This is a genomic window from Pseudoalteromonas sp. MMG005, from assembly GCF_018101015.1.
In the GTDB taxonomy this organism is placed as follows: domain Bacteria; phylum Pseudomonadota; class Gammaproteobacteria; order Enterobacterales; family Alteromonadaceae; genus Pseudoalteromonas; species Pseudoalteromonas aurantia.
The window spans coordinates 1-25,879 of the sequence record NZ_JAGJEK010000004.1; the positions used below are offsets into that span (position 1 = coordinate 1).

The following is a 25,879-nucleotide window of genomic DNA, read 5'->3' on the forward strand; positions in this document are numbered from 1 at the left end:
ACGATGATTAAGCGCTTTGCTTTATCTCGCTAGGGCTGCGCATATTACGCTTTCCTATTTTTTTGTCAACACTTAAAGTTAAAAGTTTTTAAAATTAAGTTTCACTTGACGCTGACCTCGTTTCATTTTGCTTTTCAGCGTGTTGCTCCGTGTCAGTGGGGTCGCATTATAGGGAGATCCTTTTTTTGATCAAGTCTTTTTTTTAAGTTTCTACTTGTTCGAACAAAAAAAGCGCAAAGTTCGCAATATTTTCCATTTTCGCTTATTTTTAATGCAGTATTCTTCGTTAATTGCAGTTTTATTATTGCGAAGTTTATATATATCGCTAATATAGCCACTCGTTTTGTTAAATTAATGTTTATCCCCTGTTTATTGGTAGATCAATTATGAAATCATCGGATCAAAAGCCTTTTATAATCACCATTGCACTTGCTGTCTTTGGTTTTCTTACGTTGCAATTTGTTTTTTCTAATATTGCATTAAGCGCACCTATCTTATTTGCTGCTGGTATTCTTTTAGGAGGTTTAGTTGTTATATTTACTTCTAATGAGCCGCAAGAAGCAAAGCAAGAAGTTAAAACTAAAACTCTCTACGTGGGCAATTTGCCTTATAAAGCCAATGAAGGCATCGTACGAGAATTATTTTCAGAACAAGGACAAGTTTTTAGCGTTCGTCTATTAAAAGACAAAAACACAGGTAAACGTCGTGGTTTTGGCTTTGTAGAAATGGCCGAGCAAGATGCTGACAAAGCTATTTCAGCATTAAACGACCAAGAGTTCCAACAAAGAACGCTTAAAGTAAGAGCTGCAAAACAAAAGCAGTATGATGCGGAAGAAGAAGAGGCTAATAGCTAAGGTTTAACTGCAAGATGACACGATCATCAGATCTTACTTTATCAGGAGCCGTTGCATAAAATTGTAATGGCTTTTTTATTCTCTCTTCGCTAAACCCTTTTGTATTATTTGGATGTGCCAAAATAGACAACACACGTCGAGCAATTGCCTCTCCTGAATCCACAAGTTTAACGTTACTGCCATAAAATGATGCCAAAGCAGCTTTTAAAATAGGGAAATGCGTACAACCAAGTACAATGACGTCTACACTCTGATCAATATTGAGTGTTTGAAGTTCAGCAAATACCACATTATTGTCAAGCTCTTGTTGCCAATAAGCAGCTTCGGCTAACGACACTAAAACGGTTGAATGATGTAAGTCAACTTTACAATTCTGTGCAAACTCCTCTATGAGTCCGTACGTATATGCATTGCTTGATGTTGCGGGCGTTGCCAACAAGGCGATATGCTTTGAGCTACTCAGCAATACACCGGGTTTGATCGCTGGTACGACCCCAACAATTGGAATATTCGTTAATTGACGTGTTGCATTTAGTGCTGCGGTTGACGCCGTATTACATGCAATAACAATGAGATCCACTTGAAGATCTAATTCTTTAATGCGTGTAACTAACGCTGCAAGTCTCGATTTAATAACAGCTTCTGATTGTAAACCATACGGTAATAGTGCGTTATCCATCACATAACTAAATTGTGCATGTGGGAGCTTAGATTCAAGATGCTGTAAAATACTGGTTCCACCAATCCCCGAATCAAATACCAATACATGTGGTGACACAACTATACTCCGCCATTATAAAGTGACGCGCAGTGTGCCACGCACAAAGCAGAAAATGAATCCCTAATTATCGCTAACGCTCTTGAGGCTTATTCAATTGCGTAAAAAAACCCTCAGCATAGTCTAAAAAATTATTAAGCCTATCTTGACCATGATTCATCCATTCCAAAATATCTGGCAGTTGGCTCTCTAATCCAAACGACTTTGCAGTTTCATTGATCGTTTCTAATTGTTTATCTAGAGGTTGTAGTGCTTTCTCTAAATCTTTAAGCGGATTACTTTGTTGATATTGGCTAATTGCCGCAGTAGTTTTAGTTTGCCTCAAATCCATCGTAAAGTTAGCTATTTGGTCACTGCCTATATTCAACTCTTTTGCTTTGTCGAATGCTTCATCATAGTCGCCGCCGAAGAAAGAGTCGCTGACGTCTCGAATATCTTTCATCATCTCATTAATGCCTTTTTGCTCATCTTCGTTCAGATCTCCATTCACACTGATCGAAAAGCTCACTTCTTGCCTATTTTGCTCAGCATACGCAAAGCCTTCTCGGTTGCCCCCTTTTGCATAACTCGCACCTTGGCTCTGAGAATAAGCGTCACTAAAAGTAATTTGTACTTCATCCCCTTCTGCCGTCGTAAAAGTATAATCAGCTTGGTTTGCTAAACTCGCATATTGCGCTGCACTTACTGACATTTTGTCTGGTTGAGGTTCAAACAATGACTTTTCGAATTCATCTAAGCCATTAAAAATACCCTCTTTAGACTTTGCAATACCTTCGCCAATCTCATCATTAAAAATACTACTTTCTTTTAGCTCATCCGTTGCTTCGTCTATGCCCATCAGCACACCTTTGCGCGCCTCCCCTAGCATATTTCGTAGTTCGTCATCGTCTTTACCGTCTGCTTTAGCTTTATTAACTGCGCCTTTCACAAAATCCAAAACATTTTTGACAATCGACTCAAAGTCAAACAGTGGCTTCTCTTTTTCTGGTTTTTTCTCAATACCAAGAGCTTCAGCAAGCTTGTCGTCTAAAAACTTTGCAGCCAATTTACTTTTGTCTCCAGAGTAACTATCTGCATTATTCTGAATGGTCGGCATAAATGGTTTGCTATTCCCTGCTCTAAACGAGCTGGCAGGGTTAAGCAATTGATTAAGTTGTCCTATTTTCATAATGTGGCTCCACACGGTGAAACTAGTAGGCTAAAAGAGCCAACTACAATGCCTTTATTATCGGCAGGTTTAAATAAAGCTTAAGTTATTTAGTATAGAAAATAAGCGCGTTTTTCGCGATACACTGGACAAATCTCTAACGGTGCCTAAAATAGCGCGTCTCTATATAGTAAGGTAATTCTGATCATGGCCGTCATAACAATTGATACTTCCACTTATGCCCAGCAACTTGAAGAAAAGCAGCAGCGTATTTCTCAACAATTCGCGCGTTTTGATGCTCCTGATTTAGAGGTATACGATTCTCCGAAAACACAGTATCGCCAACGCGCTGAATTTAGAGTATGGCATGAAGGTGATGATCTATACCACATCATGTTTGATCAAGCGACGAAACAGAAAATACGCGTTGAACAATTCGATCCAGCTGCCCCCCTTATCAGTGAGCTAATGTCCGTTATGATGGACAAATTACGTCACAATGAAATACTGCGTCGTAAGCTGTTTCAGATTGATTACCTATCTACGCTAAGTGGAGAGATTCTCATTAGTTTACTTTATCACAAACCACTAGACGAACAGTGGCAAGCAGCAATGGAGACGCTACGGACTGAATTAAAGCAAACCTATAAAGTTGATTTTATTGGGCGTGCTAGAAAACAAAAAGTGATCTTCGAACATGATTATGTGACCGAACAATTAAATGTCAATGGACAGACCTATACCTACCAACAAGTTGAGAATAGCTTTACCCAACCTAATGCCGTAGTGAATGAGAAGATGCTCGCCTGGGCACAGTCACTCTGTGTACCATTAGAGAACGACTTACTTGAGTTATATTGTGGTAACGGGAATTTTTCGATTGCTCTGGCAGGTAGTTTTAATAAAGTGCTCGCAACAGAAATATCTAAACCGTCAGTTCACTCTGCACAATTTAATATTGCCGCAAATAAGGTAAACAACTTGGATATCTTACGAATGTCTAGTGAAGAATTTACCCAGGCGATGAAAGGCGAACGTAGTTTTTCGCGATTAAATGGCATTGAACTTAAAGATTACAACTGTCAAACAATCCTAGTTGACCCACCCCGAGCTGGCATGGACGAACTAACCTGCCGTCTTGTCGCCAATTACGACAATGTGATTTACATTTCATGTAACCCAGATACACTCGAACGTGATTTAGAGTTACTCTGTGAAACGCATAGTGTTTCGCGTATCGCTATTTTTGATCAGTTCCCATACACCCACCATGTTGAGTCAGGTGTATTTCTACAACGTAAATAAGCGCTTTCATTAAAGTGATCTCAGCGCTTTACTCAGTGCTGGGATCTGCTCCTCACTAAAAACACGAATACCATTTTGCTCTAAAAGCTTCGCAGTCCAACCCATGCCTGCGACTTTATTACCTGTAAACGACCCATCATAAATCGTATTTCTGCCGCATGATGGGCTCGACTCCTTCAACAAAGCAAAACGTATATTGCTTGCTAAACAGTGATTTAAAGCCAATTTTGCACCTCTTGCAAATTCATCTGACACGTCAACTCCTGTTACAGTAATTATCTGTGGCATCAAAATTTCGGCTGCGTCTCTAGGAGTAGGTAACCCACCGGCCACCTCTGGACAAAATGATACCACGCGTTGTTGCTCACACAGCTGAGATATAAACGGGTCGCTCAGCCGCTGTGCCTGACCATCATATCGAACCGGCTGCCCAAGCAAACAACTCGACACCAAAACCTTTTCCATCGTGACTCTCCTAAACAAAAAAACCCCGCTTATGCGGGGCTTTTTAAGTCTAACAAATATTTACTTTGCAGCAAGGTAATTGATTAGTTCACTAATTTGCTCTGGTGTGGTTGTTTTAGACTCGCGTAAACGCAGCTTATATTTACCATTCACAATAAAAGTAGGAACGCCTGTCAAAGCACGCTTATCTTGCATTTGCTTTTGCATTCTGACCATTTTCGATGCTTTTGTACGTACCGAAAAGCTCTTATACAGTTTATCAAACTTCTCACCATCAACGCCTTGCGCGACAAAAATATCTTTCATATCAGCAAGTTCATTAATTTTACCGCGCGTACCGTGCAAATGAGTGAAAATAGCAGTCACGATTTTATCTTTTTGTGGCAGCACCTCTGCGGTAGCTAACGCATTGCTCATAATCTTCTGCAATTTTTCATCTCGCGTACCAACAAAATCAACATGGCTTTTTTTGAACTTAACACCTTCATTTAGTTTCGGCTTAACTTTAGCAATCAAGGGTTCAAATGCATTACATGCTGGGCAATAGAACGAAAAGTACTCCGTTACTTCTGGTTTTTTAGTGCCGCGCTCTGAGATCACTTCATAATGAACGCCCTCTTCAAATACAGCCGCATTGGCCAGCATCGGCATCATCATCGCTACCGCTGCCGCTTTAATTACTTTTAACATTAAATTCTCCAATCCTTATTTTTTTAATAAGTGTTTTACTAAGTCATTTAATTCGTCTTGGCTTTGTAACTCACTCACATTAATTTTATATTTATCATTTACTATAAAGGTAGGTACACCTGTTAGCGCTCCCGCCTTTGAAAACTTTTCTTGTGCATCTTGCATCGCTTTTTCTTCACTGATCACTGGCATGGTTGCTAATGCGGCGTCAAACTGTGCGCCCGTAATACCATTCACCTCTAATAACTTCTTTAAATCAGTAATGTTATCTAATGGCACTTTTTTCACATGAATACTATCGAACAGTTTCGCAGCAATATCATCACCCTTACCGGCATTTTTAGCCACAATGTAGGCATAACTTAAGTTACTTTGTACGTCTGCAGACAAGCCACCAAGGAAATTTACATGACTTTTTTCAAACACAGCCCCTTTTGGTAAATTATCCGCTAAAGCCTTCGCTACAGGTTCAAAACGAAAACAATGAGGACAATAAAATGAGAAAAATTCAGTTACCTTTGGTGAGGCACTTTTTTCAGTGGTCAGTGTTTGGTAATGTTTACCATCCGTAAAATCGGCTGCCATAACAAATAAGGGCAAACAAAATAATAATACTGCAAATTGTAATTTCTTTAACATCGGTCTCTCTCAAATTTATGGAATTAGTTTTATAGCGGGTTCATTTAATACCGCATATTGTTCTTTTAACGCTAAGACCTGCTGCTCCCAGTATTTGTCTGTAGCAAACCACGAAAAGTTCCGTGGAAATGCAGGATCTTGCCATCGAGTCGCAAGCCAGCCCATATAATGCACCATTCGCATCGCTCGTAAAGGTTCAATCAAACCTAATTGACGGTGATCAAAACTTTGAAATTCTTCATAGCCACACAGAAGTGTATCTAACTGCATCGCTTTTTCTTGTCTATCTCCATTTAACATCATCCAGAGATCTTGAATCGCTGGACCTTGTCGACAATCATCTAGGTCGACAAGTAACAATTTATCATTTGACCACAAGATATTGCCAGCATGACAGTCTCCATGCAAACGGATTTGGTCAGTTTTATAATATGTTTGTTCCGTTTTATCTATCAGCTGATCTAATATTGTCAAAAAAGGCGTTTCCATATATTTTGACAACAACTGGCTAGATAAAATAGCCTCTCGGGCATGATGTAAATAATCTTGTGTGTTAACTGTTGGCCTATGAGTGAACACATGATTTCCTGCAACACTATGTAAACGACCAATATAGCGCCCTAGCATCTCAAGCTGATCTAAGTTATCCATCTCAAATTGTCTCCCCCCCACACTTAGAAACAGCGTAAAACGGTAACCTTGATATTCAAATAAACTGGTGCCATCTCGCACAATTGGTGCAACTACAGGAACTTCAGCTTCAAGTAGATTAAGAGAAAACGAGTGCTCCTCATGTATTTGCTCGTTAGTCCAACGCTGGGGTCGATAGAACTTAACAACATAGCGGCAATTATCATCTGCTTTAAATTGATAGACTCGATTTTCGTAGCTGTTCAATGCTAACAAACCCGATTCTGGATAAATGCCAATGCTTTCTATCGCATCGAGAATTAAGTCTGGTGTTAAATTGGCAAAGCTAAATTCACTCATAGTACTCTCAAATATTAAAAAAGCGGGCTTTACCCCGCTTTTAACTCATACTAGGTAGTGTACTGAATTATCTTCCTTTAAAGAAGTTAGTCTGTTGTGATAACTGCTGTTCTGGGTTATCTATTGGCGCAATAACGAATGTAAACTCTGTTACTGGCTTGTTTAAGTCATACGGATCAATGATCACTGATAAAGGTAAATTCATAGAACGGCCCGCTTCGACATGAAGTGATAATTTACCAATCACTTGGTAATGACTGAGCCCTTTAATCTCAACAGTATATGTTTGCGCGGATTGTGCTTTATTAATCACTTTTAGCGTGTAGGTATTTTCTACTAAGCCATCAAAGTTAACCCGATAAAGTTGATTTCGATCACGAATAATATCTAGCTCCATCGGTTTGCGCATAGCAATATTCATCACCAATGCTGCACATAAAACGATGAGGATGAGTAAGTACCCAACCAATTTCCCTCTGATGGGCTTAGTGCGTTCCGCTGAGCTCTCTAAATTCCGCTCTGTTGTGTAAGAAATAAGACCCGGAGCATAGTTCATTTTTTCCATTACGCCATCACAGGCATCTATACATGCCCCACAATTGATACACTCATATTGCAACCCGTTCCGTATGTCTATACCTGTTGGACAAACTTGTACACACAAATTGCAGTCAATACAGTCGCCAAGTTCTAACTCCTTTGGATCTTGCTTACGAGAACGAGGACCTCTCGACTCACCTCTGGCTTCGTCGTAACTTACCGTGAAAGTATCTTTATCAAACATCGCTGACTGAAAACGTGAATAAGGACAAATATGTAAACACATAATTTCTCTCATCCACCCTGCATTGCCATAAGTGCAAACCGTAAAAACAGCAATACTCCAAAAGGCATAGCTGCTTGCTGTCAGCGCCAATAACTCAGGTAATAACGTACGAATAGGCGTAAAGTAGCCTGCAAAGGTAATTGCGGTATACAAAGAAAACAGCACCCAACTAATATGCTTAGCGGATTTTCGCCAAAATTTATCAAAGCTCATTTCTCGTTGATCGAGCTTTTTACGCTGATTAGCTTTGCCCTCAAACTTTTCCTCAAACCAAATAAAAATGAATGTCCATACCGTTTGCGGGCATGTATAACCGCACCATACGCGACCATAGAAAGTCGTGACCAAAAACAAAGCAAATGCGGCAATCATTAAAATAAAAGCCAAAATAGTTAAATCTTGGGGGAGCAGTGTTAAACCAAAAATATTGAACTTTTGCTCAAACAAATCAAATAATACCGCTTGCTGTCCATGAAAGCTGATCCACGGTAACGCCATAAATGCCAGCATGCCAATAAACCCGATTCTTTGCCGTAGTAACTGATGTAATCCTTTCACCGCACGTACATAAATACGATTACGAGGGTTGAATCTATCAGGTTGGAGGTCATCCGGTTTCTGTATTTTGACCTCGGATGGGATATTCTTAATCTTTATTTGCTTGTCCATCTAAGCTCCTTAAGCCGCTACGATCGACAGGTTACTTGCTACAGTGACCCTATTATTCATATGGATATTATAAGCAAGCTTAGTAAGTTATGGATACAAAATCACACAAGAATCTCTAAACTGAGCAACACTTTACGATAAAACGATGCGCTTGGTGGTTAATTAATGAATAAAATGGCATTATTTGATCCAGTCTCTGAGCACTAAACTTGCTTTTAAAAGCAGCATTTTATTACACTAATAGCCGCAATTAAGCTATCAAGATCAAGGTTACTACCGCTATGAAGAAATTTTTACTACTCGTGATCATTATATTAGGGCTATTTACCATTGATCACCCGTCGATTAAAGGACCTCGCGACACACTACTAAATCAAGGGATAGATGTATTAAGTGAGTCCAGTAAAATAACACGCAGCCCTGCGGCACAACAAGCGAGGGAAAGCGTTACACGCACTGTCTCTCTAAGCACTCAAGAACAAAGTTACATCAATGAAGCACTGGCCACCGATGAAAAATTACGTGAATTTCATTTACGTTATTGCGAAGAAAATGACGTCAACCTTGACTTATACGCGCCTACTCTCATGCAGGTATGTAACGTTACTAGCAATATATTGAATAAATAAAAAGGCAGATAATGGACTTTAGTCAATTAAATAAGCAGCGCGCGCACTCTTTCGATAAGCAACGCACTATTCTAAAAAAGCTGGGGAAAGGCAAAACTATTTTATGTGAAACGTGCCAACAGCCATTAACGCTTGATCTGGCGACAAGTAACACTCAACAGGGCATTATTTGCTGCGCTCAAGGCTGCACACATATTGAGTTAGAATTAGGTTAGCTAACCTCAGCTCTGGATAATCGACTTTGCCCAATAAAGCTATTTTTCTCACTCTCGGCGTTGCGTTCATTTGTAATAGCCCGCTATTACTGCATAAAAGCGCTTTGATATTGAACAAAATACCATCATTGGATTGTACGTAAGTTTGTTTACAAAACATTTCCTATGCCAAAACCCTTACCCAAACCTGAGGTTAGTTAAAAGTCATTCTCAGAGTCATATAAACCACTACTTATTGCAGTGGCTTCAATTAACTGTGCATAGCCACCCGCAAACTCGCCCGCCAGCTGCATTTGTTGTTGGATAAATAATGTCATATCGGTATTTGTTTGCTGACAATATGTTTTAACTTGCGACTCTTCTAAGGTAAAAAAGCTCAGTTGCTCAGTAGACATTTGTAAAGCTTGTTTCAGCTCTTCACTGACTTCTTGGGTATGTATGAGTCGCTCATAATAAGGGGTAACCCCCAATAAAAACCCTCGACTCCATTGCTGACAATCAAGGTAATGAGTGTCTTCATGCCACTTTAAACAAAAGCAATCGCTATAAACCTGCTCACTAATGTCATGATGTAATGCCATTAATGCAAAAACCACGTCTTCAGAAATCGCATCATCTTCGGCGGTTATTACCTTCATCCATTGCTCAACTTCCGTTGCATCTGGTGAGCAAATTTGAGCAAAAAAATAACCAGCTACCTGTTCTAAATTAAATGCCGTATCACGCGTTGAAAAGTACTGATTTAACACCGCTTGTTGCTGTGCAGTATATTTAAAATCAATGCCATCCATAATTATAAGTTCACCGGATAACGGCCATCAGAGTCTGGTCTACCAAGAAACTTTACCGCATCGTGCACTTCTTTTGGTAAAGAGGCCTGTGGCTTTATATTTCCTGCTACACGGAACTGAAAATGCTCTGCAAGTGTCGCATCCGCCTGTAAGCCTAGTGAATTATCTGGATCAACCAAAACCGAAATATTACCTGATTTACAACTCAAAGACCCGCCTAAAGCTCCAATGTCAAACCAACCAGTGAGTCCTTGTACGCTAATACCCGGACTACGGATCTCGCCAGCTAACGCATTGCAATAAGGTGCACCGGTATTGAACGTATCAATATCCAGTAAAACTCGTCCTTTCGCCTGTACAGGTAACGGCAGTGTAACTTGAGACATTGCTTGTTCAACGCTAAATCTCACTGTGGTATCACTGAGCTCAATAGATTGATTTGTGAGCCCCACAACGAATTGGCCATTTCCCGAAATCTCCTGCTTGTCTCGGGCATTACCAAAATTAATTTTGCCTTGCAAGTTGCCGGTAAGTAAAGCACTCGCCTGAACATCCCAGCGAACATTATTGAGCTGGATATTATTGACTCGAATTTCACTCACTTTACCTTGCCAAACAGTCCCCGATACCGAGCCTATATTTAGCGTAGGCGGAAGCTCTTTTTCTAATAACTGTAAAAGTATCGCTGCCGGCATGCTATAGATTGTAAATACAACAAATGCGAGTACAAACGCCAACAATAGGCCCATTATATTTTTCATCATCACTTCTCTAAAACCAATCTGCTAACGCGAACAAATCCGGGTAAATCATCTTGTGCAATATCAAGATTTTCAACCGTTAAGCCATGCGTATTTGTTAACTCATCAATCCATGCAATAAGCTGATTAAATTCAACCGTATCAATATTCACCCGCAGTGAGCCATCACTTGGCTGCATCTTACTAATATTAATGCCATATTTCCCACGAGTTCGATTCACCAATTGTGACAAGTTAACACGGTTCGTATTCTTAGTTGAAGCGCTCGATTTTAAGGTGCCAACACTTGCATTTACCCAAGCAACGAGCTCTTGTTGACGAAGTTTGTCTTTTTTTGCTTTTTCAACGCCCTCGTTTAACGGCCTAAAGATCCCCATCACTAAAATGAAAATAATAAATATACCGCCAGCAACCATCACCAAGCGTTGTTCTTGCTCTTTTAGCGAGTGCCAATACTTCATAGCTTGTTGCTTCATGATTCACCTCTCAAGCGGATCTCACCAATAACCACATCGCCATCATTATTGAGTGATCCTTGCTGCACATTTAAGCCCCGTTGTTCTAAAATCGCTTTTACTTGGCCAAATACCTGAAAGCCACCGGCTTGCGCACGTACTCTCAACTCATTAAGACGACGATCATAGCGTATCGTTTCAGGCGTAAAGCTTTTAACCTCACCATACACGGCAACAAAATGATTTGTGAGCTCTAAAAACCCCCCCTGCTCTGAGCCGCTCAATCCCGCTAACTCATTTTTTATTTGCTGTCTTAATAAGTGGGGACGAACCACTTTGCCAGGAAACGCTTTTTGATATACCGTTACAGCTTCAGCCTTGTATGCATCCGCTTGTGACTGCAACATAATTAGTTGCGTACTTTTCACCCCAATAAACGACACCACGGCAATGCTTGCTGCGATAAGCCCACTGCGCCAATCACGCCACCATTGAGGCTGCTTTTTCTTACCAGCAAATATCCCTTGTCTCAGTGTAAAGCCTTGGTGCTTTAGTTGCTTAGCAAATATTGCCAACGGTAAATCATATTCGCTTTCTTTGGCTACCTTAGGGGCAATATCTGGCAAAGTATCAGCAGGACTGTAATGCGCTATTTCAGCAGGAGCAAGTGCATGTAAATAATCTGCACCCCAGCTCTTTTCAATGGCACTCACCTGCCATTGCCCAAATCTACATAACCATTGATCTGCCAATTCAACCATTGCTAAAGCATTTTCTTCCGGTTCTGGCAATAACAGCGCATCAGGCACAATGCTATGTAACTCAATTTCGGCGGAATCAAATATCTCCAGCCAATCTTGTAGCCACTTTTGATCACATAAAGCAATTTGAATACTGTGTTGATCACCATCAGTGACGGGCTTACCAATGGCGATAAAAACATCATCAACATCACAGGCCAGCTGCTCTTCAAGCATAAATGGCAAAGCTTGTTCTAGCTTACGGTTCCATTTAGTGGGCAATGCCACTGACTTGAGCTGCACCTGTGAACTCGGTAATAGCAACACGGTATCTCGTGGTGCTGCTTTTTCTGTCAGTGCACCTATCTCTGCACCATTTGCCAGTTCACCACTGGCGATTATTTGCTCATCATGTGTTGAAAAGATCAACCAATGCACTGAGTTTTGGTGTGACTGTCCGACTCGGATCACCAATTTTTCTGTCACTGTACGCCTCCAAATTTGCGCGCTAGTATAGTCGCCTGACCTTGGTTTATTTGTATAATTGAGGTCATAGTAAAAAGCCGTTCATCAAACTCGGCCTTCGCGCGTAACTTAAAATAATTACTATCTACGGTAAATACCTTATCCGATTTACTGTCTTTGGAAGCGCCTTGATTGGCAGCTTCCGTGTAAAACTCATCGACTGAATCAAAGCCCTTTTCTGGCCGCGCTGAAATAATCGCTTCAGCTTCGGACTTAGATAGCCCTTTCATCAACGCACTGAGTAATAAAGCTTGCTCTGATTTAATGGTATTTACATTCACTTTTAATTCGGTATTGCCTGGTATAACACATACATAGGGCAACAGCTTTTTCATTACTAACGGATTAAACCCCTTAATCACCCGTAATTCAGAAACTGAGGCAAGCAAGTTATTGGCTGTCAGATAAGGAGTCCTACGAGACATATATTCATCTTCTTCGGCGCCTGAGCGATATGTAATACTGTCTTGATCCAACCAATCAAACACACTATCTGCTAACGCTTCTTCACTCTCATCTAAGGGAAGGTCTTCAATATTTTTAAGCAGCTCTAATAAAGCTTTGTGGGCTGGATTCGTTTGATTGTTCGCTTGATTCTTATCTTTTGGCGCTGCTAACGCGTTCAAATTCAAACAAGCTTGTAAGTCTGTCACTTCCCCACTTAATGTCCCTTGATCAACAGGGTAAGGGACTTCTTCACGTGCCCAAGGCTGATCAAGGTGTACTTTTTCGGTGTCTTCTTTCTTACTTTCCAGTAAGACCTTTTTCACTAATTCTTCTGCACCGTAGCTATACCATTTTGCTTGTTGATGGGTTTGAATATTTTGTGCTCTTTGCACTTGCACCATTAAATTAGCCGCCATTTCAGCTGCGATAGTCGCGGCCAAAGCGACAATAAATAATACAATGATAAGTGCTGCGCCGCGCTGCTGCTTCATGAGCGATCTCCACTGTTCTGCTCATTCCCACTCTGCTCTTTCCCATCTCCAGGGGTTAAAAATAAACGCCTAATAGGATCTGCATCTTTAAGTTGCAGCGTGACGGCAACCGCCAACGGCAAGGCTTTTTTCTTCCAATCTTCTTGCCATTTTTGCTTATCATCTAAAAACTCAAATTTTAGATCTTCCACATTTTTTAATACGATTTGTGAGCGAGGTTCTGAGCCATCAAGCTCATCCACATAAATTCTATAAATACGCTCTAAGTTATCATCAACCACCCGGTACCCAACGGCTTGTAACTCAGACCTTGGTAATAAGCTAATCGGATTTGTCCAACCATCACGAACAAAGACAATACCATCGTATTGGCTATTCATCTCATAACGCCCGTGAATGATATAACTTTCGTTGCTATCACCTGACTCGTTGCGTACTTCACGCTTGGTCATTTGATTAAAGTCTTGGTCCATTAACCTAAACGTCGTTTGTAATGATTCTAATTCACCAATAACATCCTCAGAGGCTTCTTTGGCTTTCAACGTCGAGTCTAATATTTGATGAGTCGCTAAAATAACAAACGCTAAAATGCCCAGCGCAACCATCACTTCTAATAAAGTAAAACCTCGTTGGCGCATTATCATTTGCCTTTCAACATAAAGGTAGTGAGATCATAAACCGACGTTTGTAATGCTTCATCTTGATAAACGGTGACCGTCACCTTAACGAAACTGGGATCTTCTGTCGCTATCACTGATTGCTGCCAAAACCACTTCTGTCCAGCCAGTTCTTCTTCCCCTTTGGCATTATTCTTCCCTGACCATTTTTTACCACTGGCGCGCATCATGACCATTTGATTTTCCGCGACCCAAGAGGCATAAGTTTGTTCTTCTAACGCGCCAATGTGGGTAATGTGCTCTCCAGTGACCTGCATTGCCGCAATACCTGCCATCGCACATATGCTTAGCGCAACCATCACCTCTAGTAAGGTAAAGCCTAATGTATTCTGCTTCATTCTGGCTCTCGGCGTAAATTAACAGGCGCTACAAACTCACCTTCCACAAAGTAAACGCTTTGTGGGTCGTCATCCAACTCAAGGCTTAGTTGAAAGGCACTGACTTCACCCGATGATAACAAGAGGACTTGAGGTACTTTTAGCTTCTTCAGTTCAAGCAAGCTTTGCTCATCGCCAGTCCCCATTAATGCGCGCCAATTTGACTGCTCTAATAAGTTATCTTGTGCCCAATCTAATCCTTCAATGTTCAAGTTCACCTTATAATCATCTTCAAATTTAATTGGCTTGTAGAGTTCTTCCGCATCAAAAGCTATCCAGTTTTCCCCATCAAACACTAAAAACTCTAGGGTTTTCTTATCAAGGTGAAACCCAAGTTCAACTTGATTCAGCACCGCAAATTCCGATGCTAAATTGATAATGCCATGTGTTCTGAGCGCCTGCTTTTCTAGCTCTTCTTCCATGTCGCCGCCAAAACTATAGGTCACCAACTTGGTCGCAAAAGCAATGATCGTCAGTACCACGAGGATTTCGATTAAACTAAATCCTCGTTGGTATTTATGCGTTAGGGTAGGATGCTTTATCATAATCTATGCAGCTTTTATTGCTGCTCTTCTTGATCCCAGTTACCAATATCATCTTCGGTACCCACTTCACCGTCTGGCCCCATTGAAAAGATATCAATTTTACCCATTTCACCTGGGCTAACTAATTGGTAAGGACTACCCCACGGATCTTCTGGTAATTTAGAAATAAAGCCACCATCAGGGAAACGCTTTGGCACTGGGTCTATTGTTGTTTCATTTACCAATGCTTCAAGGCCCTGCTCTGTGGTAGGGTATTTTTTATTTTTCAACTTATACATACTCATCGCATCTTCAAGTTGCTGAATATCTAAGTGGGCTTTATCAATTTGCGCTTCTTCTTGCTGACCCATGATATTGGGTGCCACAATAGACATGATCATACCAATGATCACAAGTACTACCATCACTTCTAATAGTGAGAAACCTGACTGTTTATTCACAATTTATACCTCAAAAGTTATTAATGTCTTTGTATTTTTATATACATTATCGATATTTTTGACTACAAACCAATTGCTTGGTTCATTGCCATAATAGGTTGTAAAATAGCCATAACAATAAACAGTACGATTACTGCCATGCTGGCAATCATTGCTGGTTCTAACAATGCCAATGACACACTAACCATACTTTCAAATTCACGATCCTGGTTATTAGCTGCTCGCTCCAACATCTGTTCTAATTCGCCTGATTTTTCACCACTGGCGATCATATGTAACATCATTGGCGGGAATAATTTCGTTTGATGTAACGCCGCTCTTAAACTTGCACCTTCACTAACTCGGGTTGCAGCTTCAGCCACAGCAAATTTAATCTTTTGATTCTCCAGTACTTTACCGGCAATTTTCATCCCTTCTAATAAAGGGACCGAACTCGAGGATAAAATACTTAAAGTCCGTGCAAAACGCGCCGTATTGATACTGCGACTGACTTTGCCGATACCGGGTAAAATCATAAGTTGGCTATCATACCAAAAACGCACTTTCGGACGCTTTAACGCTTGCTTAATACCAAAGATGCCACCCACAATAACCACGAGACTAATCATCCAATAGTTTTGAACAAAGTTACTGGCGGCCATGACCCATTCTGTCGTCCATGGCAATACTTGCTTAGACTTTTCGAAGGTTTTTAATATCTGGGGTACCACAGTACCTAGTAATACAGAGACAATGGCAATCGCAAATATCACCAAAATGGTCGGATAAACCATCGCTTGGGTAATTTGGCTACGCATATGTTGACGTTGTTCAGTGTAATCAGCAAGACGATTCAATACTTGATCTAGGTGCCCTGATTTTTCACCCGCAGCAACCATAGCCCGATATAGGTTATCAAATACATGAGGAAACTCTGACATACCATCAGCAAGGGTGTAACCCTCAACGACTTTAGAGCGCACCGACATCAGCATGCGCTTTAGTCTGGGTTTTTCACATTGTTCAGCAACCGCCATTACTGCGGCTTCAACCGGCAACGATGATTGAATTAATGTCGCAAGCTGGCGGGTCACCAATGCCAAATCGGCCACTGAGGGCTTATAGCCTCTAAATAGCTGTATTCCCTCAGAAGACTGCTGCTTATCTTTCTCCGCCGCAGGTAATACCTCTAAAGGCATCATGGCTTTTTCGCGCAGCATTTGTCTTACTTGCTTAGCGGTATCCGCCTCTAATATGCCTTTTTTTTCTTTGCCCTTGCCATCCAAAGCTCGGTATTCAAATGCTGCCATGCTTATCCTTCCTCGCGAGTCACTCGCAATACTTCTTCTAGCGTTGTTTTACCGTCTAAAACACGCGAACAACCATCTTGACGAATACTCGGACTGTGCTGACGAATATACTTCTCTACCGCCTGCTCACCTTTACCGTTATGAATAAGCTCACGAATATGTTCATCAACAATCAGTAACTCATGAATACCGGTTCGGCCTTTATAGCCATTATAATTACACTCTTCGCACCCTACAGCGCGGTAAATTGTCGTTTGCTGACCGCTCGGTATACCTAACAATTCACATTCACCGTCATCAGCATGATGACCGGCTTTACAGTTTGAACATAAAGTTCTGACTAAGCGCTGTGATAACACCCCTAATAAAGAAGAAGACAGTAAGAACGGTTCTACCCCCATATCTTCCATACGGGTGATGGCACCCGCCGCTGTATTGGTGTGTAGTGTCGACATAACAAGGTGACCCGTTAATGAAGCTTGCACGGCAATTTGGCCTGTTTCTAAGTCTCGGATCTCACCGACCATCACCACATCCGGATCTTGACGCAAAATAGCGCGTAGCCCCCGAGCAAACGTCATATCAACTTTCGCATTAACTTGCGTCTGACCAATACCAGGAATTTCATATTCAATTGGATCTTCAACCGTCAGAATATTACGATCTTTTGAGTTTATCTGACTCATACCTGCATATAACGTGGTACTTTTACCTGAACCGGTCGGGCCCGTCACTAAGATGATACCGTGAGGCTTACTAATAATGCCGGCAAATAATTCTCGGTTACGCTCAGTCATCCCTAAGTCTTCTAGGTCTAATCGGGCATTGTTCTTATCCAGTAAACGTAATACCACTCGCTCACCAAAACTAGAAGGCATGGTCGACACCCGCACATCTACCGCGCGCCCAGCAATACGTAAACTAATACGACCATCTTGTGGAATGCGTTTTTCGGCGATATCAAGTTTAGCCATTACCTTAATACGCGACACGAGTAACGAGGCGAGTTTACGGTTTGGTTTGAGTACCTCTTTAAGCACCCCGTCAACCCGAAAGCGGATCACGAGGTCTTGCTCAAAGGTTTCGATGTGAATATCAGACGCACCTTCTTTGATTGCTTCACTGAGCATGGCATTGATCAATTTAATGATGGGTGCATCATCATCCGCAGCCAACAAATCTTCTGTTTGCGGTAACTCTTCCGCCAACGAAAACAGGTCAACTTCGTTGCCAATGTCTTCCATCATTTGCTGCGTTTCAGAGCTATCACGCTGATACGATTCTTCAAGCAATAACTCAAATTTATCGTCTTCAAGTTGTACCAGCGTAAAAGGTTCTGCCGCAACTCGGCGTACTTCCAGTAATGCCGGAACTGACAGCTCGCCACGATAAAACACTTTTAAACCATCAGGCGTGTCACTGAGCAAAATGCCTTCGCGGCGCGCATAAGCAAATGGCAAGCGTAAACGAATTACCTGCGCATTATCTAGTTCGGCAGTATGGTCCTCTGCGAGAACATCAACTTGGCTATCAGTCATTGTTTTCTTGCTCTTGCTTGTTTTTGCCACTTAAAAACTCTTCGTAAGTCGGTGGTAATACCAAGGCATCATTCCACTCTGGTAGCACAGGGGTATCTTCTGACGGCATTAATTGAATGCCATCTTCATTACGCTTTACCTGCTCACTGCGAATAAAGTTATATTTCGCATGACTCAACTCATTCATACTGCGACTGTCACGCACAATGGTCGGGCGAATAAAGACCAATAAGTTACGCTTGCTCTTTTTGGTATTGGTTGATTTAAATAAATGGCCAATAAATGGAATATCGCCTAGTAACGGTACTTTTGACACGCTTTCTTGCACATCTTCATCTATCAAACCACCGAGAATAACCATGCCACCGTCATCTGCAATCACTGTGGTATTAATGGCGCGCTTATTCACAGAAATATCAACCGCAGTTGCACCACTGACACTCGACACTTCCTGTTCAATGGTCAGCTGTACTGCGCTGCCGTCATTGATTTGTGGTGTCACTTTGAGCTTAATACCCACTTCTTGGCGGTCAACCGTTTGGAATGGGTTAGAGTTATTGTCACCCGACGTAGATCCGGTAATAATAGGCACTTCTTGACCCACAATCATCGATGCTTCTTCATTGTCCATGGTGGTAATAGAAGGCGTCGCTAAAATATTAGATTTCGTATCAGTCGAAATCGCTTGGACTATTGCACCCCAATCGTTTTTGACAATCCCCATCGCGAGGCCATTTACACCACCTAGTAACTGACCTAATGGACCAAGGTCACCTTCTCGTGTTTCAATAAACTCATTGGTATTGCCTGATTCAGATCCTGTAATATTTTTCTTTATATCTTTATCTTGTGCTTGTCTTGCCGCAACGGCTAATGACCCTACAGGCACCGTACTGCCATTATTAAACTGCAGCATACCGCCTTTTTCAGAGATCCACTGTAGCCCAAAGTTAACACCGTCACCTTCTTGTACTTCCACCACAATGGCTTCAACCAATACCTGTGCACGGCGAATATCTAACTTTTCAATGACCGAGGTGAGTGAACGCATGGTATCTGGCTGTGCTGTGATAACCAGTGAGTTTGAATCTGGATGCGCTTCAATACTGGTATCGTTACGATTACTGCGTGAACGGGTTTTGTTATTGCTGCCCTTAGATTCTTCTTGCAAGGTTTTACTCACGCCTTGCAATACTTTGACTAAATCTTCAGCCTTAGCATAATTTAAATAAAATACTTTAGTATTACCTTGGCTTTCCAACTCGCCGTCTAATCGTTTAATCAATTCAGTCGCACGGCTGCGTGCTTGAGACTCGCCACTGACGATAACACTGTTGGTTCTGCCATCGGCAACGACTTTAGGAATTAAGAACTCAGGCACGCTGTTTTTACCGGTGCCTTTATAAATACTTTCAACTACTTTAACCACATCATCGGCGGTGGCATGGTGTAATTTAATAATTTCAACACGCTTATCACCTGCTTGGTCTACTGACTTAATAATATCAACAAGCCTATTAACCGATGCCGCATGCCCTGTTAGCATCATCACGTTCGCAGAACTAAAATTGGTCACATGACCGCCATCTTTTTGGTCACTGAACTGCCTGATCAAGGGCCCGAGCTCTTGTACGCTGACGTTCTTTACACGTACAACGCGCGTCACCATCACATCGCCGTTACCAAATTCTTTGCCTTTGACTAATGGCACATTCCCTTTTTTACCATCAGAACTACGGACAACTTTCAGTACCCCGCTGTCCATCTCCATAACAGAGTAGCCATACACTTCTAACACATTCAGGAAGAACTGATAATAAATTGACTCATCCATCAACTCATAACTACGTACATTGATATTGCCACGCACGTTTGGGTCGATAATAATGGTTTTGTTTAAGTTTTTACCAACGATATTAATAAATTCGTTGATGTCAGTTCCTTTAAAGTTGGCAGCGTACTCAATGGCAGACACCGATAAAGACAGACCAGCGGCAATCATTAGAGCTGCATACTTAGCTAACCCTTTTTTGATTTTTGTGAGGTGTAGCTTATTACCCATTTTATTTAAACTCCAAAAGTAGTAACTTTACAGGCTGAATTGTACTGAAATGGTTTGACCATCTCGTTCAATGGTGATGCTTGCATCTGAGCTATTTCTCAGCTCATTCATTGCAGACATAGCCTGTTTCATATCCGTGAGTTGATAGCCGTTGATGGCAACAGCTAAATCGTTATTTTTGAGCCCCATTTTGCGGAAAAGTTCAGGATCTTTACCTGGACTCAAGCGATATCCGATCAATTGACCTTCCTTCATGGCGCGTGAAATTCTTATATAATCAAATAACTTGCCAGGTTCTTTCAACAGTTCATCGCGCTGTGAAGATATGTCAGCACTGGCAACCAGCTGAGATGATTTTTTGCGGTTGGGGCTTTTACCTGTCGATTTTGAAGCCACTGGCATTGCCACATTTTTTGAATACTCAATACCATCTAGCATCAGTGTTTCAAATCGACCACTTACATCCAAAATAACGCGGTCAGGCAACACCCGCGATAATGTTGCGCGCGTACCTTGAATTGATTCTTTGACTTCATATGTTAACTGCTTCCCTTGCGATTCAATAATCGCAAATCCGGCTGCATCATCTAAGCTTACGGCAACAATACCCGTCAATCGCACATTCAACGTTGTTTCTGGCGCATCAGACACAACGGGCTTCGGCTTTTCTGGTGCTTTGGCATCAGCGCGACCAAATAAATGTTGGTTGGTAATCGCTTGCGTATTAATCACATTACTGCTTGATGAATACAGCGCTGATTGACTAGGAAGTGGTTGATTCGCAGGTTGTGGCCACAATAGCCAAAACATTTGTGATAATAAATAAGCAATATAAATAACAGCTAACAATACGACCATGCGGCTTAGTTTAGCGTGAGGCAATCCTAATAAGGCTTTTTGTAACTGTTGTAACTGTAATTCCATATGCAATTTTTCTTATTCTACATTAAGCAGCTCAGTGTACCCTTTAAGCAAAAATTCAACAAGCGCACAAATATGACACGAGTGAGAACTTGAATACACACCTTTTCTACAAGCCTAACACCAATACTGGCAACGATTAAGCCTGCTTTTTTTGAATGCCAAAATATGATAGATTTCAGCTTATACTACACAATCTACATGGTTAATAAATTGTGACTAAAAATTCACCTGTACAAGCAACCAAAAACACCGGAGTAAGACTCGACAAGTGGCTTTGGGCTACTCGGTTTTATAAAACCCGAGCGCTTGCGCGTGAAATGGTACAAGGTGGTAAAGTACACTATAACGGCCAGCGCTGTAAACCCAGTAAAATCACTGAAGTAGGCGCTACTGTGAAGCTTGCGCAAGGATTTGACGAAAAAGAAGTGACTATTTTAGTGCTTTTTGAAAAACGCCAAGCGGCGGCAATCGCCCAAACGGCGTACCTAGAGTCGGAATCTAGCGTTCGTAAGCGAGAAGAAAATGCCATTGCTAGAAAAAATAACAGTTTCTTTGCACCACATCCTGTTAACAAACCAGATAAAAAGCAAAGACGTGAACTATTGAAATTAAAATCAAGCTAGGATTTTATTAATGCAACCTGATTTATTACATCGCTATATTTTTGACGAACTAGACGTACGCGGCGAATTGGTACAAATTGAAAAAACATTCAGTGACATCATTGCAGGCCACAATTACCCAGAGCCCGTTCAGCAATTGCTTGGTGAGCTGCTGGTTGCGACCAGCCTTTTAACGGCCACACTCAAGTTCGAAGGCGATATTGCCGTGCAGCTGCAAGGTGATGGCCCGGTGAAATATGCCGTGATCAACGGTGATCATAAACAAAACATGCGGGGCATTGCGCGCTTACAAAGTGACGTAACGGGTAACAAAATTGCAGACTTGATCGGTAACGGACATATGGTCATTACTATTACCCCTGTTAAAGGTGAGCGCTACCAAGGAATCGTACCTTTAACTGCCGACACGCTTGCTGGCTGTATTGAAGACTACTTTACCCAATCAGAGCAATTAACCACGCGTTTATGGTTCGCAACCAAAACGGGCTCTGAAACGGTAAAAGCAGCAGGTTTGTTCTTACAAGTATTGCCGGTCAATAAAGAAAAGTCACAGCAAGACTTCACCCATCTAGAAGCACTTAGCCACACAGTAAAAGATGACGAATTATTAGAGTTAGATGCACAAACAGTGTTAACGCGTTTGTATCATGAAGACAATCCGCAACTGTTCGAGCCGCAAGAAATCAATTTTGTGTGCGGATGTAGCAAAGAGAAAACCATTGCTGCCTTAGTGAATGTTGGTCAAGAAGCGCTTTTAGAAGATGTGCAACAGCACGGTAACGTGACCATCAGCTGTCATTATTGCCTCACCGATTACCGCTTCAATGAACAAGATATCAAGGCTATTTTTAACTAAATACCCACTTGCACCTAATTTGAATACCAAGCCATCATTTTGATGGCTTTTTTATGTTTAAAAAATGATACCGGTGTCATTTAAAGTCTCTTTTTTATGACACCGGTATCATTGAAATTATTCAAGTTTTTTCACAAATTAATGTGATTTCAGGTCCTCCAAAGGCTCGAATATCTCAATATCATCTGTTACTATAAATTCAGCTTAAGGTTAGTAAGAACTCAGAGCTATCCCGTTCAATTCTCACATTTTAGGTAATAACATGACTTCAAGCGCTACTCGTTTTGTCGATTTAACTGCAGCTGAACTTGTCGAACTCGCTATTTCTCGTGGCGAGGGTACTTTGGCCGCAAACGGAGCTTTCGTTGCAAAAACTGGTCGTCGCACAGGCCGCTCTCCAAACGATCGTTTTATCGTTAAAGAGCAAAGCACTGAAAATGACATCCAATGGGGCAAAGTAAACCGCCCATTCGATGCTGATAAATTTGATGCCCTTTGGACACGTGTTGAAGCACATGTACAAGGCGGTGACCACTTCGTCTCTCACCTTGAAGTGGGTGCTGATCCTGAGCACTATTTACCAGTTGTGGTTACAACCGAAACTGCGTGGCACCACATTTTCGCTAAAAACATGTTTATTGAACCTAAAAAATATAACACGGCTGATTTACCGCAGTGGCAGGTAATGAATGTGCCTTCATTTGTATGTGATCCAGAACGCGACGGCACAAACAGTGACGGTACCGTGATTATCAACTTTGCAGAGCGCAAAGTCTTGTTAGCTGGCATGCATTACGCTGGTGAAATGAAAAAATCAATGTTCTCTGTACAAAACTTTTTGTTACCAGCAAAAGGCGTTTTACCTATGCACTGTAGTGCAAACGTGGGTGAAGCCGGTGATACAGCATTATTCTTTGGCCTATCTGGTACTGGTAAAACAACCTTATCAGCGGATCCAACGCGCTTTCTTATCGGTGACGATGAGCACGGTTGGGCACCAGGCAGTGTTTTCAACATTGAAGGCGGTTGTTACGCAAAATGTATCGACCTATCTCAGAAGAACGAGCCAGTCATTTGGAATGCTATCAAGTTTGGTACCATCCTAGAGAACGTTGTATTAGACGAAAATCGTGTTCCTGATTTTAACGATACCAGCCTAACGCAAAATACCCGTGCTGCTTACCCACTTGAGCATGTTGAGAAGCGTAAAGTAGAGAACCGTGCCGGTGAGCCGAAAGCAGTTGTATTCTTAACGTGTGATGTCAGTGGCGTATTGCCTCCTGTTTCTGTGTTATCTGAAGAAGCAGCGGCATATCACTTCCTAAGTGGCTACACTGCAAAGGTTGGCTCAACTGAAATAGGCTCAACGTCAGACATTGAATCAACCTTCTCGACTTGTTTTGGCGCACCGTTCTTCCCACGTCCTGCTGGGGTTTACGCTGAGCTACTGATGAAACGTGTCCGTGAATTCGACGCTAAAGTATACCTTGTTAATACAGGTTGGACTGGCGGACCATATGGTATTGGTAAGCGCTTTGATATTCCAACCACACGTGCTGTGATTGATGCGATTGTATCTGGTACGTTAGCGGGTGTTGAAACAACGCATATTGAGTCATTAAACTTAGACGTGCCTGTTGCGGTACCTGGTGTTGACAGCAAACTGCTTAACCCGATTAACACGTGGGAAGACAAAGCAAAGTATGCTGAGTACGCTGCAAAATTAGCGGCTGACTTCCAAGAAAACTTTACCAAGTATGACGTCTCAGACGCCATCAAACAAGCTGGCCCTCGCAGCTAACTTGTTATCGAGTTTGACTAAAAACGCCCTCAGTGGGCGTTTTTTTGTTTGTACTACAACCCACTAATCATTATCAGGGTCAGCTCACATAAGCTTTAGTTTGCGCTATTTGTTTAAACACGAACAATAATGATGTGACATCGTCATATTCCGGTTAAGGCACTGTATCGAGTTGGTTTTGTAAACTGCGGATCTCTTCTTGTATCGCGGGAATTAAGTGAAAATTAGCCTCTCGTGTGGCAATACGCCGTTTAATACAAGGTGTATCCAAATATTGAACTTGCCAATAACCTGGGAATAACGTTTTATCTTGCAGTAACCTTAAGAATTCTGCATTACCCCCTTCATCGTACATCTTTGCAATTGACTGTTGAAAAACACTTAACGCGACTCTAGGTACTGTCATCTCTTCAAAAGGCCTTAACCCCTCAGCCAGTCTGGTCTTATCAAGTTCAGCAATTAAACGGCTTACTGACCCCTCAACCAGACTCTCATCAATTCGACTCATCAACCTCTGTAGCTGCGGGCTATCTTTAAGAACAATCAGTAAAGAAGATAACCCTGCGGTACTGGCTTGTTGAAACGCTATTTCGGCATAGCTGAGTGCACGAACGATATGCTGCTGTGCTTTGGTCGCATCTTCGTCCATGATAAATTCGGCTTCAGAAAGATCATCAATAATTAATATACTTATTCCTGCATCCCACTCGCCAATTGCCGTTAGCCTTTGTGCTGCTTTATACGACAACGCTCGGCTTATTTCATCAGTTACTCCTGAAGCCAACGCGCGTAACGCACCTAGGTCACCGCCAAATGCCGCGTCCTGCAGCGCTTTAACATCCATTTTTAGATAATTCTGCATATTGTCAGAGACAAGGTTGTTATTCACATGTGAAAGAGGCCCCATTTCTTTCTTTTCTAACCAATCTTGATATTGATTGTAAGCATACGCTTGATCCTCTTTTGACAGGTCTTGCGCCGCAATACACCAGTTGCCCTCGTAATTAAAAATTTTAGGTTTAGATAAACCGCCAAGCTCAAGTGCCGAAGTACGTATCGTGTCTGCTTTTATTTTTAACAAATTGATACGCTGATTGCGTGTTTCTTTGAGCTCTATATCTTCGCTCTTTGTAACAAGCGTACTGTCGTTATCTTTGCTCTCTATAAGAAGCACATCGTCGTTGCTAAGCTGCATAAGCTCGACCAAAGGCGTGTAACTCAAATAAAGTAATGTGCCTAAAACCGCGGAAACAACGATAATACCAACTTGTTTTCTACTCATGCTTTAAACTCGCCCATTCAAAATTCAACCATTTGAAATATATCAATA

28 protein-coding genes are annotated in these 25,879 nt (G+C 41.6%); 7 read left to right on the forward strand and 21 right to left on the reverse strand.

What is annotated here, in order from left to right:
• The first annotated feature begins 386 nt into the window (after window positions 1-386).
• Window positions 387-854, forward strand: a complete 468-nt coding sequence (locus J8M01_RS04345; protein WP_192508984.1) for an RNA-binding protein — start codon at window positions 387-389, stop codon at window positions 852-854.
• On the opposite strand, the gene murI is transcribed toward J8M01_RS04345, so the two are convergent.
• Window positions 844-1,632 carry a glutamate racemase gene (gene murI, locus J8M01_RS04350; RefSeq protein ID WP_211057151.1) on the reverse strand — a complete coding sequence of 263 codons (789 nt, stop codon included), beginning with the start codon at window positions 1,630-1,632 and terminating at the stop codon, window positions 844-846. The two genes, J8M01_RS04345 and murI, sit on opposite strands and share 11 nt — an antisense overlap.
• 73 nt (window positions 1,633-1,705) lie before the next feature.
• Window positions 1,706-2,800, reverse strand: coding sequence for a DUF5610 domain-containing protein (locus J8M01_RS04355; protein WP_211057152.1), 1,095 nt, complete (start codon window positions 2,798-2,800; stop codon window positions 1,706-1,708).
• A gap of 186 nt (window positions 2,801-2,986) precedes the next feature.
• Here J8M01_RS04355 and trmA point away from each other — a divergent pair, with 186 nt between their 5' ends.
• Entirely contained in the window at window positions 2,987-4,084 is a 1,098-nt protein-coding gene (gene trmA, locus J8M01_RS04360) for a tRNA (uridine(54)-C5)-methyltransferase TrmA (RefSeq protein ID WP_192508987.1), read from the forward strand.
• 9 nt (window positions 4,085-4,093) lie between these two features.
• Here the strand turns inward: trmA and J8M01_RS04365 are convergent, their stop codons facing one another.
• The 5 genes from J8M01_RS04365 to ccoG all read right to left on the reverse strand — a co-directional run bounded on the left by J8M01_RS04365 (window position 4,094) and on the right by ccoG (window position 8,363).
• A complete protein-coding gene (locus tag J8M01_RS04365) occupies window positions 4,094-4,549 on the reverse strand; it encodes a DUF523 domain-containing protein (protein ID WP_211057153.1) in 456 nt (151 codons plus the stop codon).
• A gap of 60 nt (window positions 4,550-4,609) precedes the next feature.
• A complete protein-coding gene (locus tag J8M01_RS04370) occupies window positions 4,610-5,239 on the reverse strand; it encodes a thiol:disulfide interchange protein DsbA/DsbL (protein ID WP_192508988.1) in 630 nt (209 codons plus the stop codon).
• Between the two features lie 15 nt (window positions 5,240-5,254).
• On the reverse strand, window positions 5,255-5,878 hold the full coding sequence (locus J8M01_RS04375; RefSeq protein WP_192508989.1) for a thiol:disulfide interchange protein DsbA/DsbL: 624 nt from the start codon (window positions 5,876-5,878) through the stop codon (window positions 5,255-5,257).
• A gap of 15 nt (window positions 5,879-5,893) precedes the next feature.
• Window positions 5,894-6,868, reverse strand: coding sequence for a serine/threonine protein kinase (locus tag J8M01_RS04380; RefSeq protein ID WP_211057155.1), 975 nt, complete (start codon window positions 6,866-6,868; stop codon window positions 5,894-5,896).
• Window positions 6,869-6,935: 67 nt separating this feature from the next.
• Entirely contained in the window at window positions 6,936-8,363 is a 1,428-nt protein-coding gene (gene ccoG / locus J8M01_RS04385) for a cytochrome c oxidase accessory protein CcoG (protein WP_210996309.1), read from the reverse strand.
• A 281-nt stretch (window positions 8,364-8,644) separates the two neighbouring features.
• On the opposite strand from ccoG, the gene J8M01_RS04390 reads away from it, so the two are divergent.
• Both J8M01_RS04390 and J8M01_RS04395 read left to right on the forward strand, forming a co-directional pair.
• The gene (locus J8M01_RS04390) at window positions 8,645-8,992 is read left to right on the forward strand and encodes a hypothetical protein (protein ID WP_211057156.1); all 348 of its coding nucleotides are present in this window, start codon (window positions 8,645-8,647) and stop codon (window positions 8,990-8,992) included.
• An 11-nt stretch (window positions 8,993-9,003) separates the two neighbouring features.
• Window positions 9,004-9,207 carry a hypothetical protein gene (locus J8M01_RS04395; RefSeq protein ID WP_192508993.1) on the forward strand — a complete coding sequence of 68 codons (204 nt, stop codon included), beginning with the start codon at window positions 9,004-9,006 and terminating at the stop codon, window positions 9,205-9,207.
• Window positions 9,208-9,404: 197 nt separating this feature from the next.
• Here the strand turns inward: J8M01_RS04395 and J8M01_RS04400 are convergent, their stop codons facing one another.
• From J8M01_RS04400 to gspC, 13 genes are all read right to left on the reverse strand, one after another.
• Window positions 9,405-9,998, reverse strand: a complete 594-nt coding sequence (locus tag J8M01_RS04400) for a UPF0149 family protein (RefSeq protein WP_192508994.1) — start codon at window positions 9,996-9,998, stop codon at window positions 9,405-9,407.
• A 2-nt stretch (window positions 9,999-10,000) separates the two neighbouring features.
• On the reverse strand, window positions 10,001-10,759 hold the full coding sequence (locus tag J8M01_RS04405) for a type II secretion system protein N (protein WP_211057243.1): 759 nt from the start codon (window positions 10,757-10,759) through the stop codon (window positions 10,001-10,003).
• A 2-nt stretch (window positions 10,760-10,761) separates the two neighbouring features.
• Complete coding sequence (locus tag J8M01_RS04410) at window positions 10,762-11,235, reverse strand: type II secretion system protein M (protein WP_211052162.1); 474 nt, start codon at window positions 11,233-11,235, stop codon at window positions 10,762-10,764.
• Entirely contained in the window at window positions 11,232-12,440 is a 1,209-nt protein-coding gene (gspL, locus tag J8M01_RS04415; protein WP_192508996.1) for a type II secretion system protein GspL, read from the reverse strand. Before gspL ends, J8M01_RS04410 begins: the two co-directional genes overlap by 4 nt.
• Window positions 12,437-13,417: a type II secretion system minor pseudopilin GspK gene (gspK, locus tag J8M01_RS04420; RefSeq protein ID WP_210996314.1), complete on the reverse strand. Its 981-nt coding sequence runs from the start codon at window positions 13,415-13,417 to the stop codon at window positions 12,437-12,439. The genes gspL and gspK overlap by 4 nt, the downstream gene beginning before the upstream one ends.
• Window positions 13,414-14,055 (reverse strand): type II secretion system minor pseudopilin GspJ, encoded by a 642-nt coding sequence (gene gspJ, locus J8M01_RS04425; protein WP_211052166.1) that lies wholly within the window; start codon window positions 14,053-14,055, stop codon window positions 13,414-13,416. Before gspJ ends, gspK begins: the two co-directional genes overlap by 4 nt.
• A gap of 2 nt (window positions 14,056-14,057) precedes the next feature.
• The gene (gene gspI / locus J8M01_RS04430; RefSeq protein WP_192508998.1) at window positions 14,058-14,432 is read right to left on the reverse strand and encodes a type II secretion system minor pseudopilin GspI; all 375 of its coding nucleotides are present in this window, start codon (window positions 14,430-14,432) and stop codon (window positions 14,058-14,060) included.
• Entirely contained in the window at window positions 14,429-15,016 is a 588-nt protein-coding gene (locus J8M01_RS04435) for a prepilin-type N-terminal cleavage/methylation domain-containing protein (RefSeq protein ID WP_210996315.1), read from the reverse strand. Before J8M01_RS04435 ends, gspI begins: the two co-directional genes overlap by 4 nt.
• Before the next feature lie 14 nt (window positions 15,017-15,030).
• Window positions 15,031-15,456 (reverse strand): type II secretion system major pseudopilin GspG, encoded by a 426-nt coding sequence (gene gspG, locus J8M01_RS04440; RefSeq protein ID WP_192509000.1) that lies wholly within the window; start codon window positions 15,454-15,456, stop codon window positions 15,031-15,033.
• Between the two features lie 62 nt (window positions 15,457-15,518).
• Window positions 15,519-16,745, reverse strand: a complete 1,227-nt coding sequence (gene gspF, locus J8M01_RS04445) for a type II secretion system inner membrane protein GspF (protein ID WP_211057157.1) — start codon at window positions 16,743-16,745, stop codon at window positions 15,519-15,521.
• 2 nt (window positions 16,746-16,747) lie between these two features.
• On the reverse strand, window positions 16,748-18,283 hold the full coding sequence (gene gspE, locus J8M01_RS04450) for a type II secretion system ATPase GspE (protein ID WP_247670991.1): 1,536 nt from the start codon (window positions 18,281-18,283) through the stop codon (window positions 16,748-16,750).
• Window positions 18,276-20,345 (reverse strand): type II secretion system secretin GspD, encoded by a 2,070-nt coding sequence (gene gspD, locus J8M01_RS04455; RefSeq protein ID WP_211057158.1) that lies wholly within the window; start codon window positions 20,343-20,345, stop codon window positions 18,276-18,278. Before gspD ends, gspE begins: the two co-directional genes overlap by 8 nt.
• A gap of 27 nt (window positions 20,346-20,372) precedes the next feature.
• A complete protein-coding gene (gspC, locus tag J8M01_RS04460) occupies window positions 20,373-21,269 on the reverse strand; it encodes a type II secretion system protein GspC (protein WP_211057159.1) in 897 nt (298 codons plus the stop codon).
• A 212-nt stretch (window positions 21,270-21,481) separates the two neighbouring features.
• Between gspC and hslR the strand changes: the two genes are divergently transcribed.
• The 3 genes from hslR (at window position 21,482) to J8M01_RS04475 (ending at window position 24,549) form a co-directional block, all read left to right on the forward strand.
• On the forward strand, window positions 21,482-21,892 hold the full coding sequence (gene hslR, locus J8M01_RS04465; protein ID WP_192509004.1) for a ribosome-associated heat shock protein Hsp15: 411 nt from the start codon (window positions 21,482-21,484) through the stop codon (window positions 21,890-21,892).
• 10 nt (window positions 21,893-21,902) lie between these two features.
• The gene (gene hslO, locus J8M01_RS04470; RefSeq protein WP_210996319.1) at window positions 21,903-22,748 is read left to right on the forward strand and encodes an Hsp33 family molecular chaperone HslO; all 846 of its coding nucleotides are present in this window, start codon (window positions 21,903-21,905) and stop codon (window positions 22,746-22,748) included.
• A 262-nt stretch (window positions 22,749-23,010) separates the two neighbouring features.
• On the forward strand, window positions 23,011-24,549 hold the full coding sequence (locus tag J8M01_RS04475) for a phosphoenolpyruvate carboxykinase (RefSeq protein ID WP_192509006.1): 1,539 nt from the start codon (window positions 23,011-23,013) through the stop codon (window positions 24,547-24,549).
• 154 nt (window positions 24,550-24,703) lie between these two features.
• Here the strand turns inward: J8M01_RS04475 and J8M01_RS04480 are convergent, their stop codons facing one another.
• A complete protein-coding gene (locus J8M01_RS04480; protein ID WP_211057160.1) occupies window positions 24,704-25,831 on the reverse strand; it encodes a hypothetical protein in 1,128 nt (375 codons plus the stop codon).
• Between the last annotated feature and the right edge of the window lie 48 nt (window positions 25,832-25,879).